Source organism: Rhodococcus sp. GQ147 (assembly GCF_059759155.1).
This window is the reverse complement of the sequence record NZ_JCAXDU010000006.1, coordinates 205525-224420: the sequence shown is the minus strand read 5'-3', so window position 1 is coordinate 224420 and position 18896 is coordinate 205525. Positions and strand designations below refer to the sequence as shown.

The window sequence follows — 18896 nt, the reverse complement described above, 5'->3', positions numbered from 1 at the left end:
TCAGCCTCCGAGGTGGTGGCCGAGCTGCGCGGCGAGCTTGGTCAGCAGACCGGTCGCCGCATCCGCGATCACGGTTCCGGGCGGGAAGATCGCCGCCGCACCCGCCGCGTAGAGCTCGTCGAAGTCGCCCGGCGGGATGACACCACCGACGACGATCATGATGTCCTCGCGGCCCACCTCGGCCAGCGCCTGCTTGAGGGCAGGGACCAGCGTCAGGTGACCCGCGGCCAACGACGACACGCCGACGACGTGCACGTCGTTGTCGGCCGCCTGCTGGGCGACCTCTTCGGGGGTCTGGAACAGCGGTCCCACGTCGACGTCGAATCCGAGGTCGGCGAAGGCCGTGGCGATCACCTTCTGGCCTCGGTCGTGACCGTCCTGGCCCATCTTCGCGACGAGGATGCGGGGGCGACGACCCTCCTCCTCGGCGAACTTCTCGACCAGTTCGGTTGCGGCGGTGATGTTGGTGGCCTTGCCGGCCTCGTCGCGGTACACGCCGCTGATCGTACGGATCTCGGCCTGGTGCCGGCCGTAGACCTTCTCCAGGGCGTCCGAGATCTCACCGACGGTGGCCTTCGCGCGGGCCGCGTCGATGGCCAGCGCGAGCAGATTGTTGTCGAGACCCTGGCTCTGCGCACCGGCGGCGCGGGTGAGCGCGTCGAGGGCGGCGCGGGTGGCCTCCTCGTCCCGGTCGGCGCGCAGTTGCTCGAGCTTGGCCAGCTGCTCGGCCCGCACACGCGAGTTCTCGACCTTGAGGACCTCGATCTCGTGGTCCTCGGTCACCTGGTACTTGTTGACGCCGATGACGGGCTGACGACCGGAGTCGATGCGCGCCTGGGTGCGGGCGGCCGCCTCCTCGATGCGCAGCTTCGGGATGCCCTCCGAGATCGCCTGCGCCATACCGCCGGCGGCCTCGACCTCGGCGATGTGGGCGCGGGCCTTGTCGGCCAGCTCGTGGGTGAGCCACTCGACGTAGTGCGAGCCGCCCCACGGGTCGATGGGCCGCGTGGTGCCCGACTCCTGCTGCAGCAGCAGCTGGGTGTTGCGGGCGATGCGCGCCGAGAAGTCGGTGGGCAGTGCCAGCGCCTCGTCGAGCGCGTTGGTGTGCAGCGACTGGGTGTGGCCCTGGGTCGCGGCCATCGCCTCGACGCACGTGCGGGCGACGTTGTTGAAGACGTCCTGTGCGGTGAGCGACCAGCCGGAGGTCTGCGAGTGGGTGCGCAGCGATTTCGACTTCGGATTCTTCGCCCCGAACTTCTCGACGAGCTCGCTCCACAGCAGGCGACCTGCGCGCAGCTTCGCGACCTCCATGAAGAAGTTCATGCCGATCGCCCAGAAGAACGACAGGCGCGGCGCGAACTTGTCGACATCCATGCCGGCGTCGAGTCCGGCGCGGATGTACTCCATGCCGTCCGCGAGGGTGTACGCGAGCTCGAGGTCGGCCGTCGCGCCGGCTTCCTGGATGTGGTAGCCGGAGATCGAGATCGAGTTGAAGCGCGGCATCTTCGCCGAGGTATACGCGAAGATGTCGGAGATGATCCGCATCGACGGCTTCGGCGGGTAGATGTAGGTGTTGCGGACCATGAACTCCTTCAGAATGTCGTTCTGGATGGTTCCGGCCAGCTGCTCGGGCTTGACGCCCTGCTCCTCCGCCGCCACGACGTACAGCGCCAGGATCGGCAGCACCGCGCCGTTCATGGTCATCGACACCGACACCTGCGACAGATCGATGCCGTCGAACAACTGACGCATGTCGAGGATCGAGTCGATCGCGACACCGGCCATACCGACGTCACCCTGTACACGCGGGTGATCGGAGTCGTAGCCGCGGTGCGTGGCCAGGTCGAAGGCCACCGACAGGCCCTTCTGACCGGCGGCGAGGTTGCGCCGGTAGAAGGCGTTGGACTCGGCGGCGGTGGAGAAGCCGGCGTACTGCCGGATGGTCCACGGCTGGTTCACGTACATCGTCGGGTACGGCCCGCGCACGAACGGGGCCAGACCCGGGTAGCTGCCGAGCGGGTAGCCCTCGGCGACGACGGCGTCGCGGTCGGCCTTGGTGTAGACCGGCTTGACGTCGATGCCCTCGGGCGTCGACCACACGACGTCTTCGGTGCTGTAGTTGTTCGCCTCGGCGACGGACTCGACGAGCGCGGCGGCCTGCTCCGCGGTGGGAGCGGTGGGCGCCGGCGCGGCCGGGTCCGTCAACGGGACGTCGGCGAAGCTGCCGATTTCGTGTTCGATGCTCACTTACGCTCCCAGAGTGTTCAGCAGGTCGGTGAGGGCGGCGACGGCGTCGATGCGCGCGGTGAGGAAGCCGTCCGGACGATCGTCCCCCTGCGCGTCCTTCACGGCCTTCTCGGGTCCGGCCAGCAGCACCGTCGTGATCCCCGCCGCACGCAGCGCAGAGGTGGCCGTACCGGCCTGCTCGCCGTAGCGGGTGTCGGTGCCACACAGCACGGCGACGGACGTTCCGGTGTCGCCCACCAGGGACGACAGGTCGGCGTCGAGATCGAGCGGTCCGGGATTGACCGCTTCGATGCCACCGGCGGCGAGCAGGTTCGTCGCGAAGGTCGCCCGTACGTTGTGTTCGGCGATCGGCCCGAGCGGGGCGAGCAGCACCCGCGGGCGGGCACCGTGCGAGGCCAGGTAGGCATCCGAGCGGTCGCGCAGCGCCTCGAACGGTGCGGCGTACCGCGCGGCGGACGCGCCGGCCTCGGCGACACCGACCGGCAGCGGCTTCTCGGCCAGGTTCGGGAACTCGTTGACCCCGGTCACCGAGAACGTGCGGTGCGCGATGTCGGACTCGCGGCGGGCACGCGTCTGCGCGACACGCTCGGCGATCAGCCCTGCCTCGAGAGCGGCGCGGTAGCCACCGGCCGCCTCGATCTCCTGGAAGAAGCCCCATGCCTTCTCTGCGATCTGCGCGGTCAGTTCCTCGACGTACCAGGAACCGGCGGCGGGATCGAGAACGCGCCCGAGGTTGGACTCCTCGAGCAGCAGCAGCTGGGTGTTGCGGGCGATCCGGGCGGAGAACGCCTCGGACACCTCGAGCACACCGGCCGGCAGTGCGGAGTCGAACGGCAGCACCGTGACGGCGTCGGCGCCACCGACACCCGCGCCGAACGCAGCGAGGGTCGTGCGCAGCATGTTCACCCACGGATCGCGCTGGGCCATCATCGCCGCGGAGGTCACGGCGTGCTGCGGAGCGTTGCCGGCCTCGGGGGCACCGGCGACCTGGGCGACGCGCGCCCACACCTGACGACCCGCGCGGAACTTGGCGATGGTCTGGAACTGGTCGTCGGTCGCGGCGAGACGGAACTCGAGCTGACCGAGCGCGGCCGCAACGGGAACCCCGGCGTCGACGAGTGCTCGCACATAATCGAGGCCGGCGGCGATCGCGGCACCGAGTTCTTCGGCGTCGGACGAACCGGCGTTGTGGAAGGCGGTGCCGTCCACGGTGAGGGCACGCACCGCTTCGGTGCGGTCGGCGGCGGCCCGTGCCAGTTCGACGGCCTCGTCGAGAGATACGTCGGGACGCTCGGAGAACGCGCTGGTGAGCGGCGCTGCACCGAGGAAGATGCGCACGGCGGCGCGGTCCTCGATATCGGTGCGGTTGTCGAGCACGGAGTACACGGCGGTGGTCGCTGCGACCGCGTCGGCACCGGCGTCGAGACGGACCGGCGCGAGGTCGAGGAGCACACCGTTGAGCGCGGTGTCGAGCGCGTCCACGGGGACCGCGCCGGCGCCGAGACCGAGCCACACCGAGCTGACGCCGTTGTTCAGCGCGTCGAGGATGCGCTCGTTGACCGAGGCCGCGTCGGTGCCGGTGAACCGGACGTCGACGAGCCAGCCGGTGTTGACGTCGCGCGTGGACGAGCCGCCGCGGACGAACGGGAACTCACCGGGAAGCGGCGCTTCGTCGCGCTCGTCGCGGACGCCGTACAGCGGCGCGACGGTGACGTCGTCGTAGGTCGTGGTCTCGAGCAGACGCTGCGGCTCGGGTCCGAGTTCGGCCGGGTCGACACGTCGGGACTTGGCCAGCACCCCCGCCACCGCGTCCTGCCACTGCGCATATGCGCGCGCGGCATCCTCGGCTTCTGCAGCTAATGACACGGGCGATTCCTCCTACTGCGGGTTTGCAGGCTTTGTACGGACGGCGTTGTCGGCCGGAGGTGGGCAACCTCGAAATGGGTAGGTTGCCTTCGGTGTGATGCTATCCCCGCACATCGCGCGATCGTTGTGGGGATCACCACAGTTTTTCTAGCGCTCGATAACGACGTCCTCGATCGGAACGTTATCGTGCCGCCTTCGTCACTCTGCTCGCGGGGATGCAAGAGACCGCCCGGCCGGTAGTGTGGACGCTCGTGACGAGGCTTGCCGCAGACCGCAGAGTGCTCGGCATCCTGGGCCTGGTGGCGGCTCTCGTCGTCGTAGCTCTCGTGGTGCCGCATCCGACGATCGCCCAGATCCGGGAGTGGTCGGAATCGGTGCACGGCCCGGCAATTGTCCTGGCGTTCTTCGCCGTCCACGCCCTGGTCACGATCGCCCCGATTCCGCGCACGGTGTTCACTCTCAGCGCCGGCGTGCTGTTCGGAAGTGCCGTCGGTATCGGCGTAACGGTCGCCGCCTCCACGGTCAGCGCCGTCCTGGCGTTCCTGCTCGTGCGGGCCGTCGGACGCAAGGCCGTGGAATCGCGCCTCACGCACCCGGCGGCGAGAGCGATCGATCTGCGGCTGGCACGCCGCGGATGGCTCGCGGTCGGCTCCCTGCGGCTGATCGCCGCCGCCCCGTTCTTCGTCGTGAACTGTTGCTGCGCCGTCTCGGCGGTCCGTCTCGTCCCCTACACACTCGCGACGGTCGTGGGCATCCTGCCGGGCACCGTGGCGGTCGTACTCCTCGGCGACGCCCTGACCGGGCAGACCGATCCGCGGCTGATGGTGATCACCGGGGTGTGCATCGCGCTCGGTCTCGCCGGGCTGTTGCTCGAGGCTCGACTCCCCGAGCCCGCCGGTTCGGCGCTCGACGCCGTCGTCGAGCCGGATCAGGATCCGGCGACGAGATAGTCGGCCAGAATCGGGCCGAGGACGGCGAGCGCGGCCGGGGTCATCATCTCCAGATGGTCGCAGTCGATCGTGTGCTCGGTGATCGTGCCGGACACCCACGGCCGCCACAGGGCCGGTGACGCACCGTCGTCCGTGCCGAGCGATCGCGCCGCGGCGACGAACAGCAGGTCGCCGTCGAAACATCGCAGGTCGAGCGTCGGCGCGGCCCGATGGACGTGCGCATAGGCCGTGAGGATCCGCTCCAGGTCGGCGGTGGACAGTCCGGTCTCGTGCCCGAGACTGCGGTTCACCGCGTCGAGCAGCTGCTCGGAGGTCATCTCGTCCGGCGTCGCGTGAGGCAGTTCGATGCCCAGTCCCGCCAGCAGCTCCGCGTGGGTGTGGGCACGCCGCTCGCGTTCGAGCGGGTAGTAATCGAGGACGACCAGGTCGACGGTCTCCCCCGCGGCGCGCAGTTCGACACCCATGTGGTGGGCGATCAGTCCGCCCTGGGACCAGCCGAGCACGGTGTAGGGACCTTGCGGTTGCACGGCCCGCATCTCCTCGACGTAGCGGTGCGCCAGTTCGGCGGGCGTCGCGTCGAGGGGTCCGCCCGAGAGGTACGGCAGTTGCAGCCCGTACACCGGCCGATCCGGCAGGTGGCGCAGCAGTCCCGCGTACACCCAGGACAAGCCGATCGCGGGATGTACGCAGAACACCGGTGGGCGGTGACCGTGCCCTCGCAGGGGGATCAGCACATCGAACATGCCGGTCGTCGGAGCAGTGGTCGCCGTCGGCTCGTCGAGGCGATCCGCGAGGCCGGCCGGTGTGGGGTCGAGGAAGACCAGGGACAGGGGAACTTCCCGGCCCAGCTCGCTGCGCAGCTTCGATGCCACGGCGGTCGCGGCGAGCGAGTTGCCGCCGAGGTCGAAGAAGTTGTCGTCGATCCCGATCCGGTCGCGTTCGAGGACGGAGGCGAACGCGCGGGCCACGGCACCTTCGGTCGGTGTGCGCGGCGCCCGGTAGGCAGCCCCGACCGGCGCGGCCGCCGGTAACGCCGACCTGTCCACCTTCCCGCTCGGGGTGACGGGCAGGCCCGGTAGCACGACGATCACCGACGGGACCATGTACCGCGGCAGCCCGGTGGCCGCGAAATGCAGGATCTCGGGCGCCTCGATCGGAACGGTCCCGGTGGGCACCACATATCCGACCAGCCGGTCGCCGCTACCGTCGTCACGCACTACGACCACGGCCTGGGCAACGGCCGGATGCCGGAGCAGTGCCGCCTCGACCTCCTCGAGCTCGATGCGCAGACCGCGCAGCTGGATCTGGAAGTCACTGCGCCCGACGTAGACGGGCTCGGCGCCCGCCGCGGTGCGGGTCCAGCGCATCAGGTCCCCCGTGCGGTACATCCGGCGCCCCGGTGCGCCGAGGGGGTCGGCGACGAAACGCGTCGCGGTCAGGCCGGGTTGGCCCGCATACCCTCGCGCCAGACCCGGTCCGGCGAGGTACAGCTCCCCCACCGCGCCGCCGGCGACGGGTTGCAGGTACGAGTCCAGCAGGTACTCGTCGAAACCGGGCATCGGCGGTCCCACGGTGGGATTCTCGCCGGGGACGAGCGGATCGAGCAGGTTCGACATCACCGTGGCCTCGCTCGGACCGTAGCCGTTGACCATGTGACGGCTCCGGGCCCACGTCTCCACCAGGGACGGCGGGCACGCCTCGCCACCGACGCTCACGAACGTCAGAGCCGGCAGCGCGTCCCGATCCAGCGTCGCCAGCACCGCGGGTGTGGTGTACAGGTGCGTGATCTCCTCGTCGGCGAGCACACGCTCGAGGTCGTCGCCGGCGGCGATACCGGGTGGCACCACGACGAGCCGCGCCCCGGCCGAGAACGCGACGATCGTCTCCAGCAACGAGGCATCGAACACCGGCAGCATCGCCTGCGCGACACGCGACTCGCGGTCGGCGACCGTCGAGAGCCGATCGACCAGCTCGGCGATACCGCGATGGGTCACGGTCACGGCCTTCGGCGTGCCCGTCGATCCGGACGTGAAGATCACGTACGCCGTGTTGTCGGCGCGAACCGGCACGCGGCGGTTGATATCCGGCACCGGCGTTGCCGGCGCACCGTCGAGGTCGAGGTCCCGGACGGGCACGACGGATACCCCGTCGGGCACCGCCGGTTCGGGTCCGTCGACGAGCACGCAGAGCGGTGTGACCGTCCGGATCATCGCGGTGACGCGGTCGCGGGGTTGGTCGGGGTCGGCGGGCACGTAGACGGCACCGGCGCGGACGACGGCGAGCATCGCGACGACCCGCAGGAACGATCGCCGCATCGCCACCACGATGGTGGTCTCCGGTACTGCTCCGCGGGAGACGAGCAGATGTGCGAGCCGCTCGACCCGCTCGTCCAGCTCCGCGTAGGTCCACTGCCTGCCCGCATCGACGACGGCGACGGACTCCGGGGACCGTGACATCCAGTCGTCGAGGATCTCCGTCCACATCCGTGAAGGGGCGGTGCCGGGAGCGGACACGACCGGCACCTCGTCCCCGAACCAGCGGAGGCGGCCGAGCGGCACCGCCGGCCGGTCGACGACGGCCTCGAGGACCTGGGCGACCTGCGACACGATCGCGTCGGCCGCGGCCCCGTCGAACAGGTCCGGACGGTAACTCAGTCGCAGCCGCAGCGCGTCGTCGACGTGTGCGATGAGGGTCAGCGGATAGTGGCCGGAATCGTGTCCGGTGACCTCGCGCACCTGCATGCCCGCGATGTCGACCGCGTCGGACAGAGCCGCACGGTCGACCGGATACGACTCGAACACCGTCAGGGTGTCGAACCCGGCGGCAGGTCCGGCGACCTGCTGGATCTCGGTGAGGCCGAGGTGATGCCGGTCGAGCAGCGCGGTCTGCTCGGCACGGATTCGCTCGACGAGCACGGCGAGCGTCTCGTACGGGTCGAGCCGGACCCGCACGGGAACCGTGTTGACGAACAGGCCGATCATCTCCTCGACCCCGTCGACCTCCGCGGGCCGCCCGGAGACGGTCGATCCGAACACGACGTCGCGCTGCGAGGTGAGCTTCGCCAGCACGATCCCCCACGCGACCTGCACCACCGTGCCGACGGTGAGTCCGCGGTCCCGGACGAAGGCCTTTAGGCGCCGGGTGTCCGCAGGATCGAGCGCCCGTGTGGTCTCCTCGGACAGGGCCTGCACGGAGGACTGCTCGGCGTCCGGGGCGACCAGCGTGGGCCGATCCGGACCGGCCAGATACCGCGACCAGGCGTCGCGCGCGGGCGCCGGGTCCTGCTGCACGAGCCACCGCACGTAGTCCCGGTAGGGACGTACCGGCGGGAGAACCCCGGTGTCCGCCTCGGTGCCGTACAGCACGAGGAGTTCCTTCAGCAGCAACGGCGCCGACCAACCGTCGAGCAGGATGTGGTGGTTGGTGAACACCAGCCGGTGATCGTCCGGTCCCATCCTGATCAGGCTCAGGCGCACCAACGGTCCGTGCGCCGTGTCGAAACGCTGCGTCCGGTCCTCGGTCTGCAGTCGGACCAGTGCCACCACACGATCCTCGGGGTCCAGATCGCTCAGATCCCGCTCACACAACGGCAGTTCGACCGACGCCTGCACGACCTGCACGGGCGGGGACTCCCCGTCGAAGACGAAGTTCACCCGCAAGTTCGGATGCCGCGCCGCCAGGGCGGCCACCGCCCGCCGGAGGCGTCGCGGATCGACGACACCGCCCAGGTGCAGGGTCAGTTGCACCGTGTACGCGTCGATCGAATCGTTCCGGAGGGCATGGAACAGGAAGCCGGTCTGCAAGGGGGTGAGAGGCCACACGTCCTCGAGGCCGGGATAACGGCGCTCGAGCTCGTCGAGGCGCTCCTGGCTCAACGGGACCAGCGGCAGATCCGACGGGGTATGCCCTCCCGCGCCCGGTTCGGCGACGTGACGGGCGAGGCCGCTCAGCATGCGTCGCCACCGTTCGGCCAGATCCGACACCTCCGGGCGGGCGATGACCCCGGTCGCATAGGCGAGATCCGCGCGCAGCACCGGACCGTCAGCGGTGTCGACGACCATGGCGTTGACGGAGATCACCGCCGGTACCGGCTGAGCGGGATCGAGGCCACCGCCGAAGTCGATGTCCGTGACGGCGTCCGGCAGCGTGCTCCGGCCGTGGAAGTTGAAGGCGAGCCGGGGTGCCGGCAGGGGTTCGAGCGCGGCGCGGCCCTCGTCGTCGAGATACCGCAGCATCCCGTATCCGATCCCGTGGTCGGGAACGGCACGCAGGTGTTCCTTGACGGTCTTGATCACGGTTCCCGCTGCGGTGCCGCCGCGTTCCACGGCCTCCACGTCGATACCGGTCAGGTCCAGTCGCACCGGATAGGCCGCGGTGAACCATCCGACCGTCCGGGACAGATCGGCTCCCGGCACGACCTGCTCCTCCCGGCCGTGCCCTTCCAACGCCACGAGCACCCGAGCGAGGTCGATCCCGCGCTCGGCGCGCTGCGCGACGACGGCTCCGGCCAGGGCTGCGAGGAGACCGTCCACGATGCTCCCGTGGAAGGCCACCGGGAGGACGCTCAGCAGCGCGGTGGTCGCGGGAGCGGGAACCTCGACGGTGACGGTGTCGACGGTGGCCCCGACGTCGACCGCGGGGTCCAGCTCTCTGGCGCCGAGCAGCGCATCCGGACCCGACAGGGTCGAGATCCAGAACGGTAGTTCGGCCGCGCGCGTGCCGCGGCGGGTGACCTCGACGAGACCGTGCGCCCAGCGGCGCATCGAGGTGCCCGTCGGTGCGGGATCCGGGTCGAGTCCGTGTTCGAGTCGAGCCGCCGCAGCAGCGAGGTCGCCCAGCAGGATCCGCCAGGAGACACCGTCGATCACGGCATGATGTGCCACGAGCAACAGCCGCGACGCGGGTCCCGCCTCGAATCGCACCGCCTGCAACATCACTCCCCTGCCGGGATCCAACCGTCCGGTCGCGGCAGCGTGCTCGGCGGCGGCGATCGCGGTGAATTCGGGCCCCGTGAGGTCGTCGACCCGGACGTGACGCAGGATCGACGACGCCGAGACGGATCCGATGGGCCGTGTCTCGAGATGCAGCGCGTCAGGCGTTCCGGGCTCCGCGTGGAGCCGCGCCCGCAGCATGTCATGCCGATCCACGACCGCCTGCAGGGCCGCGAGAAGGTCGGCCTCGCGGAGTCGATCCGGCAGCGGAACCGACACCGATTGGCAGAAGCCCGGATACGTTCGGCCGTGCCCGACCAGCCACCGCAGTATCGGGGTGAGCGGAACGTCGCCGACGCCACCACCCGGCAGTTCCTCGAGCGTCATCTCGGCCCGTCCGGCCAGGGTGACCGCCGCGGCAAGCGCTACAACGGTCTTGTGTTCGAACACATCTCGGGGCGAGAGCACCAGTCCCTCAGCTTTGGCCCGCGCGACCAGCTGGATCGACATGATCGAATCGCCGCCGAGAGCGAAGAACGAATCCTGTGTTCCCACCCGGTCGACGCCGAGCACGTCGGCGAACACCCGAGCGAGGGCCCGTTCGGTGTCGGTGGTCGGTGCGATGTAGCTGTCGCTCTGCGTCGCGACCTCCGGGGCCGGCAGCGCGCGGCGGTCGAGTTTGCCGTGCACCGTCACCGGCAGGTCGGCCATGTGGACGAACGCGGCCGGAACCATGTAGTCGGGCAACCGCTCTCGGACGAAGCGACGGACGTCGTCGAGTCGCTCCTCTGCGGCGGGGTCGTTGACATAGCGGGCGAGGCTGTCGATGTCATCGGCCGGACGGTACACATCGGTCAGCGCTGCATCGGCCTTGTCGTCCAGGTCGTCGCGGAAGACGATCACCTCCATCGATCCCGGTTCCTGCGACCACGTCACGGCGACCCGGTAGCCGAGTTCGGCGCCGAGCAGATCCAAGTCCGCAGGACCGATGCCGTCCGATCGTGGCCGGAGGTCCGGTTCCGGTACGAGCGTGTGGCCGGGCATCGCATCGAGGGAGGTAGTCGCGGCGATCACGGACTGCAGGGCGGTGTGCGGTACGTCGGTCACGCGCAGGGCGTCGGGACGGTCGGTCCGTAGCCGGTCGGCGAACGCGGCGAGTGTTCCGAATCCCGCCCAGGTCCGGCACGGAACATCGGCGAGCGACCTGGGTCCGGTACCGGTGTGCAGCACCACGCTGTAGCGGTACAGGCCGAGTTCGTTGGCCGTCCGCATCCGGCCGAGTTCGATGTCGACCCCGGTGACACCGGGCAGACGACGGAGCAGACCGGCGAAGAACTCGGGGGCGAGCAGCAGTTCCCGTTCGGAGAGCGCGGCACGGCGGACGCGTTCGCGGATCGTGTCCGCGGTCTCGGTGCCGTCGGCACGGGCGAGTTCCACAGCGGCGGCGAAGTGCGGCAGCAGCGCCTGGTTCCGGACATCGCCGAGATGGATCGATCCGCCGGGTGCGAGCAGCGGCAGGATCTTCCGGAGCACCTCGAGCAGATACGCCGCATCCGGGAAGTACTGGATCACAGAATTGAGCACGACGGTGTCGAAGTACCGCTGGGGCAACCCCTCGGTCGCGTGCGCCGGTTGCGTCCTCAACGTCACCCGCTCGGCCCACGGCTGCGATCGCACGGCGGAGTGCAGCGTCTCGAGCGTCGGGGCCGAGAAGTCCGTGCCCCAGTACTCGGCACAGTCGGGGGCCAGTTCTCGGAGCAGGAGACCGGAGCCCACGCCGATCTCGAGCAGACGCCGGGGCCGGAGCCGCCGCACGGCCCGCACTGCGGCGTCGCGCCAGTCCCACATCTGCTCGACCGGGATGGGCTGCCCGGTGTCGGTGGCGTTCCAACCCGCGAAGGCGCCGCTGTCGCCGCTGTCCTCGGGCGGCGGCGCGGAGTACACGTCGTCGTACAGTGCCCTCCACCGCTCGACGGTGCCGGTCGCGCGGGTCGGGTCGGCGAGCAGTGTCTGTTCCCGGTCGAGCACCACATACGCGACCAGTCGTCCGGTCTCGTGGTGGCCCGGAGTCTCCCGCACGACCACGGCGGCGCGGGCCACCGCCGGATGCGCACCCAGGACCGCTTCGATCTCACCGGGTTCGACCCGGAAGCCGCGGACCTTGACCTGATCGTCGCAGCGGCCCACAAATTCCAGGTGCCCACCCGAGCCCTCGGCATCGCTCGTCGAGCGGATCCACCGCACGACGTCGCCGGTGCGGTACATCCGCTCCCCCGGCCCGCCGAACGGAGATGCCACGAATCGTGCCGCGGTCGTGGCCGGACGACCGGGATATCCGCGGGAGACCCCGTCCCCGGCGATGTACAACTCGCCGGGGACACCGGGAGGCACCGGCAGCAGTCCGGCGTCGAGGACGAGGACCGCCACTCCCGGGATCGGCGTGCCGATCGGGACCGACGCGCGGTCTCCTCGGGCGAACGCGTCCTCGACGAGGTACATCGTCGCGCACACCGTCGTTTCCGTCGGTCCGTACGCATTGACGAGCAACGTCGAGGGATGCGATTCGTGAAAGCGGCGTGCGACCTCCGGGGACAGCACGTCACCGGCCGTGACCACCTGGTCCACACCGTCCCACACCCGCTCCGGAACGACGGCGGGGTCGGCGAGGGCGTGGAACAGCGGTGTCGGGACGAACATCGTCGTCACACCGTGTTCGGAGATCATCCGCGCGACCGTCGACGGATCGAGCAGACCGGGTGGCGCGAGCACCAGTTCGGTACCGCCGATCAGGGCGGGCCAGATCTCGTACACCGACGCGTCGAAACCCGGTGAGGACACCAGCGACATCCGGTGTCGCGGTCGCGAACCGGTCCATCCGTGCTCGACGAGGTGCACGAGATTCCGATGCGTGACGGCCACGCCCTTCGGGACACCCGTGGAACCGGACGTGTAGATCGTGTACGCCGTGTTCGACGGGTGCAGCAGCGCGATCCTGTCGAAGTCGGTGAGCGGTCGCGCATCGTCGGGCAGGGCGTGGGACGTCGGGCGGCCCGCCTCGTCGACGACCACGACGACGGCGGGGGTCGCATGTGAGGTGAATCGACTGTCGGTGACCAGCACGCGGGGCGCGGCGTCGGCGAGGACGAAGGCGGTGCGTTCGCTCGGATAGGCGGGGTCCAACGGCAGATAGGCGCCACCCGCCGCCGACACCGCGAGAAGAGCGACGACCAGTGCCGGGGACCGATCCAGGGCGACGACCACCACGGACTCGGGCCCCACACCCAACTCGACAAGCAGACGAGCCAGCCGGTTGGCCCGGGCATCGAGGTCGCGGTAGGTCCATCGGCCGGCGACGCTGGTCAGCGCCGGTGCGTCCGGTGTCGCCGCGACCCGTTCGGCGAGCACGGCCGGAACCGTCCGGTCATCGGTGGTGGCAGCCGGGCCGTTCCACGCGTCGAGGAGCAGGTCGCGCTCCGATCGATCGAGCAGGTCGACAACGTCGACCCGTCGGTGCGGCGATCTCACGAGGGAGTCGAGGACACGGAGATACCGGTCCGCGAATCGTTCGACGGTGTCGCGCTCGAACAGATCGCTCGCGTATTCGATGCTGCCGAGCAGCCCGCCGTCCTCGGCGGACGCGCGCTCCGACACGCTGATGTACAGGTCGAACCGCGCGATGTCGGTCGCGACGGGCAGCATCTCGACGTGGATGTCCGGATGGTCCAGGCTCGGCAGCGGGTTGTTCTGCAATGCGAATGCGACCTGGAACAGCGGGTGATGGGCGGTCGAGCGCGCCGGGGCGAGCAGTTCCACCAACCGTTCGAAGGGCGCGTCCTGGTTCTCGTAGGCGGCCAGCGCCTTGGCCCGCACGCGGTCGAGGACATCGGCGAGCGTCCATCGTCCGGTGATGCCGTCCACGCGCAGCACCCAGGTGTTGACGAAGAATCCGACGAGATCGGCGAGAGCCTCATCGGTCCGCCCGGCCACCGGACCACCGATCGTGATGTCGTCTCCCGCACCGAGCTTGTGCAGGAGCACCACGAGTGCCGACTGGAAGACCATCGACGCGGTGGCCCCGTGCTCGGCAGCCAGGTCGTCCGCCGCGAGGCGCAGCTCCGCGGGGATCGTGAACTCCACCCGGCCACCGCGGAAGGACTGCACCGCGGGGCGGGGACGGTCGAGCGGAAGAGAAAGGCATTCCGGGACCTCGGCGAGTTCTTCTCGCCAGTAGGAGAACTGCCCGTGCAGGATGCTTCCCGTCTCGTCCTCGTCCCCCAGCACGTCCCGTTGCCACAGGGTGTAGTCGGCGTACTGCACCGGCAATTGATCCCACCGTGGTTCGGTCCCCCCCGACCGGGCCGCGTATGCCAGCAGCATGTCGCGCACCAGCGGCACCATCGACGCGCCGTCGCCGGCGATGTGGTGCAGCACGAGCACCAGCACGTGGTCGTCGGAACCGGTCCGCAGCAGTGTGGCCCGCACCGGAATGTCGGTGGACAGGTCGAAGGGCCGCCGCGCCTCGGCGCGCACGGTCGCGTGCTCCTCGTCGGCGGTCACTGCCCGCACAGGCAGCGACAATGAGGTCCGCTCGACCGGAAGGATGCGCTGGAAGGCGACTCCGTCGGATTCCTCGAAGACCGTGCGCAGGGACTCGTGGCGTGCCACGACATCGCCGAACGCCGCCCTCATCGCGTCGATGTCCACCCGTCCGGTCAGGCGTGCCGCCATGGGGATGTTGTAGGTCGGCGACGGACCTTCGTAACGGTGGATGAACCACAACCGGGACTGCGCGTAGGACAACGGGATCCGGTCCGGCCGGCGTCGGGGTGTCAACGGCGTCCGGGCGACACCGCACTCCGCGAGGCGCGGTGCCAGCTCGGCGACCGTCGGTGCTTCGAAGAGCATCCTGATGGGTGCTTCGACGTGCAGTGCGGACCGGATCCCCGCCACGACGCCGGTCGCCGACAGGGAATCGCCTCCGAGTTCGAAGAAGTTGTCGTCGACGCCGACCCGATCCGGGGACAGATGCAGAACGTCCGCGAAGACCCCCGTGAGAGTCCGTTCCAGCCCCGTGCGCGGAGGACGATGGAGCACGCCCCGGCGGTCCGGGGCCGGCAGCGCGGCACGGTCCAGCTTGCCGTTGGCCGTGATCGGCATAGTTGCCAGCGGCACCACCACAGCCGGGACCATGAAATCCGGGAGTTCCGCCGCGAGCGCATCACGAATCGTCGAGGCATCCGGGACCGAACCGGTGCGCGGCACCACGTACGCCACGACCCGGTCGGATCCGGTCTCGCGCCGGACCACCGCCACGGCCTGCTCGACGTCGGGGTGGCGGAGCAGTGCTGTTTCCACTTCGCCGAGTTCGATGCGCCGCCCCCGCACCTTGACCTGCAGGTCGGCGCGCCCCGCGTAGATCAGCCGCAGACCCGAGGTGGCCGCTGCGCTGTCGTTCTCTGCGCTGTCGTCGTTCGTCGACCACCGCACGAGATCGCCGGTGCGGTACATCCGCGACCCCGCCGGCCCGAACGGGTCGGCGACAAACCGCGTCGCCGTCGTCCCCGGTCGCCGGTGGTATCCCCGCGCCAGGGCAGGTCCTGCCGGATACAGCTCGCCGATCACCCCGGGCGGCACCGGATTCAGGCGTGTGTCGAGCACGACGGACCGGAATCCGGGTCCGAGAGTGCCTGCGGTGACCGGTCTGCCGGGCACGAGGTCCTCCGACGCCATCTGCACGGTGATCTCGCTCGGCCCGTACCCGTTGACCATGCGGCGGCCCGGCGCCCATTTCTCCACGAGCCATGCCGGGCAGTCCTCACCGCCGACGCTCACGAAGGAGAGGTCCTCGGGGACCGCCGGATCGATCGTTGCAAGGACCGCAGGAGTGGTGCAGAAGTGGGTGATCCGCTCGGCGCGCAATGCATGTGCGAGGTCGTCACCGGCGGACGCATCGGGCGGGCCGATCACCAGGTGCGCCGCCGAGCCGAACGCCACGAGCAACTCCAGTACCGCCAGGTCGAAGCTCGGGGATGTCCCGTGCCAGACCCGCGCGTCGTGGTCGGCGAGGGTGCGGGTGTGCGCGACGAGGTTCGACAGTCCCCCGTGGGTGACGACCACGCCTTTCGGCTGTCCCGTCGATCCGGAGGTGTAGATGAGGTAGGCGGGTTGATCCGAACGCGCGGGCGCGCACCGGTCCGTGTCGGTCACCGGAGACCCGGTGTATCGCGTCGTCTCCGTGACCACCTCCGGATCGTCGACCGCGGTCCACGGCACGGTGCCGGGAAGCAGGGACCGTTCGCCGGTAGTGGTGAGTCCGAGCACGGCGCCGCAGTCGCGCAGCATGTACTCGATCCGGACGGGTGGATAGGCGGGGTCCACCGGAACGAAGGCCGCGCCCGTCTTCGCCACGGCCCAGATCGAGACGATCGAGTCGACGGACCGGGCCATGCCGATCGCGACGAAACGTTCCGGTCCTGCGCCGCGCTCGGCGAGCATGCGGGCCAGCCGATTCGATCGTTCGTCGAGTTCCCGGTAGTCGATCCGGGTCTCGCCGCACGACACTGCGGTGGCCGCGGGGGTGCGGAGTGCAGCGTCGGTGAGGATTTCCGGCAGCAGGCGTTCGGTCACCGGCGGCGGACCCGTCACGGGAGCGAGTGCGGTCCGTTCGGCTGCGTCGAGCAGATCGATGTCGCCGACCCGTATCTCCGGATCCTCTTCGACCGTCAGGAGGATACGTTCCAGTCGGCGGGCGATGCGCTCGACGGTCGGCGCGGTGTAGACGTCCGTGGCGTATCGGATGCGGAGCACGTCCGTGGACGTCGACTCGCGCCCGGCACCGTCGCCGGATCGCGGACGCTCCAGATCGATACGCAGGCCGACGTCGCCGAGGACGGCGTTCTCCACCTCCCTGTCCGCATCGCCCCGTCCTTCGACGGTGACGCGGAAGAGTGGGGCGCGCGATCCGTTCCGTGTCGGCGCCAGCGCGTCGAGCAGTGTCGCGGCAGGTATGTCGGCGTGTGCGAGAGCGTCCCGAGTCCCCCGGGAGATGTCCTCGAGGAGATCTCGGAACGGCTCGTCGAGGCGCACTCGGGTGCGTAGGGGCAGGACCGTGCGAGCAGGAGCGGTACCGGCCGGGGCAGGGACACCGAGGACGACGTCGTCGGTACCACCCGACCTGGCGACGAGGATCGCGTTGGCAGCCTGCAGGATCGGGACACGATCGTCGGCACATTCGGCGCTCGCTCGACCCGGTCCGATGCCGAGGGGATGGACGAACTGCGCCCACGCCGAAGCAGATCCCGCGTTGCGCGCCCGTCCACCGGCAGGTGCCTGCGTGGACGGTGACAGGGCGGGCGGGGTAGGTGCACCGGCCAGAAGATGCCGCCAGTGATCGAGCACGGTGTTCCGCCGGTAACGAGGTGCGGCCGCTCCGGCGCTCGGCGGGTGGATCGAACCGACCGGCGTTCGAGGGGCGGCTGCGACGAACTGCTCGAGGATCTCGGTGAAACAGATGCACTGCGCCTGTATCTCGTTCTCCTCGTATCGGTTCGGATTCGCCCGGAATTCGATCACGGTGCCGACCGGCACACTGCGGCGGTGGACGGTGATCAGCCGGTCCCCGACGGGCCCGCGCGACAGGACATGTGGTGTTCCCACGATGTCGCCCAGTACGGGTTGCTGATCGAACAGCATGACGTTGACCAAGGGGACCGAGAAGCGGGACACCGGTTCGGATGTCGCCCGGCGGATGTCGTCGAGTCCGCACGCCTGGTGTCGGAGGGCTCCGACGAGCTCGACCTGCATCCGCCGGACGAGATCCTCGACGGGTTCGCTCGGATCCACCCGGATCCGCAGGGGAACCACGTTGACGAGCATTCCGGCGGAGCGTCGCAGCTCGGCCGTCGTCCGCGCCGACACCGGGATGTTCACGAGCACGTCGTACCGTCCCGACCGCCGCGAGAAGAAACAGGCGGCGGCCGCGAGTACCACTGCGGCCGAGGAGGCGTCCCGCGTCGGCGGGGACCCCGACAGGTAGACGTCCGCAGTGTCCGACAGATCCGCCTCCGCCGTGATGGTCCGGACCGCCGGGGGCACCTCGGTGGTGTCGACATGGGGCAGGTCGCGGATCCGCTCGCTCCAGTACTCACGGTCCGCGACGAATCGGTTCGACGCGCGATACTGCCGGTCCTTCTCGTACAACGTCCGCAGATCCGCCGGCGGCTTCTCCGGCGGGGCCCCGTCCTGGCCGGAACTCCGGGAGGCGAGTGCCCTGGAATAGAGTTCGGCTCCCCTGCGAACGATGATCATCGCTCCGAACCCGTCGAGCGCGATGTGATGGGCTTTGACGTACACGAGGTAACTGGCATCACCTGTGCGCAGAACCACTATGCGGCACAACCGGTCTGCCATCAGGTCGACGGGTGCTTCCACATCCCGCCGGAGCCACTCCTCGGCCACCCCCCGCGGATCGGATTCGTCACGGAGGTCGACGACCTCGGTGGGTACATCGAGGTCCCGGTCGACGACCTGGTACGGACGGCCGTCCACGTCGACGAGGCGCAGGAGGACGGTCTCGAACTCCCGACCGGCGGTCGTCGACGCCCACTTCAGCAACTCGAGATCGAGTTCTCCACGGAACTCCACGTATTGGGCAATGACGAAAGGGACTTCGGGTACGAGTTGCTGGGCGAGCCAGATACCGTACTGGGCCGGAGTCAGCGGAAACGCACCCGCGCGCGCGTCGGAGTTCTGCGCGGTGCCTACGACGGGAGTGGCCACAGCGCCCCCTTCACGAGGATGTGTGCAGCGGCAGCGGCGAACGGGAGCGCCTCGTCGAGCCGGATGCCCTCGAGCATCGTGCACAGCTCGCGAGCGGGAACGACCGAGTCTGCACGCCGCTTCG

Annotated in this window: 4 protein-coding genes; 1 reads left to right on the top strand and 3 read right to left on the bottom strand. The window is 69.7% G+C overall.

All coding sequences use genetic code 11. The annotated features are described in order from the left end of the window. Together scpA and AC6CID_RS09895 are read right to left on the bottom strand one after the other, a co-directional pair. Entirely contained in the window at nucleotides 1-2247 is a 2247-nt protein-coding gene (gene scpA / locus AC6CID_RS09900; protein ID WP_006551538.1) for a methylmalonyl-CoA mutase, read from the bottom strand. Next, nucleotides 2248-4113: a methylmalonyl-CoA mutase family protein gene (locus AC6CID_RS09895; RefSeq protein ID WP_033096641.1), complete on the bottom strand. Its 1866-nt coding sequence runs from the start codon at nucleotides 4111-4113 to the stop codon at nucleotides 2248-2250. Between the two features lie 278 nt (nucleotides 4114-4391). On the opposite strand from AC6CID_RS09895, the gene AC6CID_RS09890 reads away from it, so the two are divergent. Continuing rightward, nucleotides 4392-5063 (top strand): TVP38/TMEM64 family protein, encoded by a 672-nt coding sequence (locus AC6CID_RS09890; protein WP_220665973.1) that lies wholly within the window; start codon nucleotides 4392-4394, stop codon nucleotides 5061-5063. Here the strand turns inward: AC6CID_RS09890 and AC6CID_RS09885 are convergent. Beyond that, nucleotides 5042-18772, bottom strand: a complete 13731-nt coding sequence (locus AC6CID_RS09885; protein WP_498353893.1) for an amino acid adenylation domain-containing protein — start codon at nucleotides 18770-18772, stop codon at nucleotides 5042-5044. The two genes, AC6CID_RS09890 and AC6CID_RS09885, sit on opposite strands and share 22 nt — an antisense overlap. Between the last annotated feature and the right edge of the window lie 124 nt (nucleotides 18773-18896).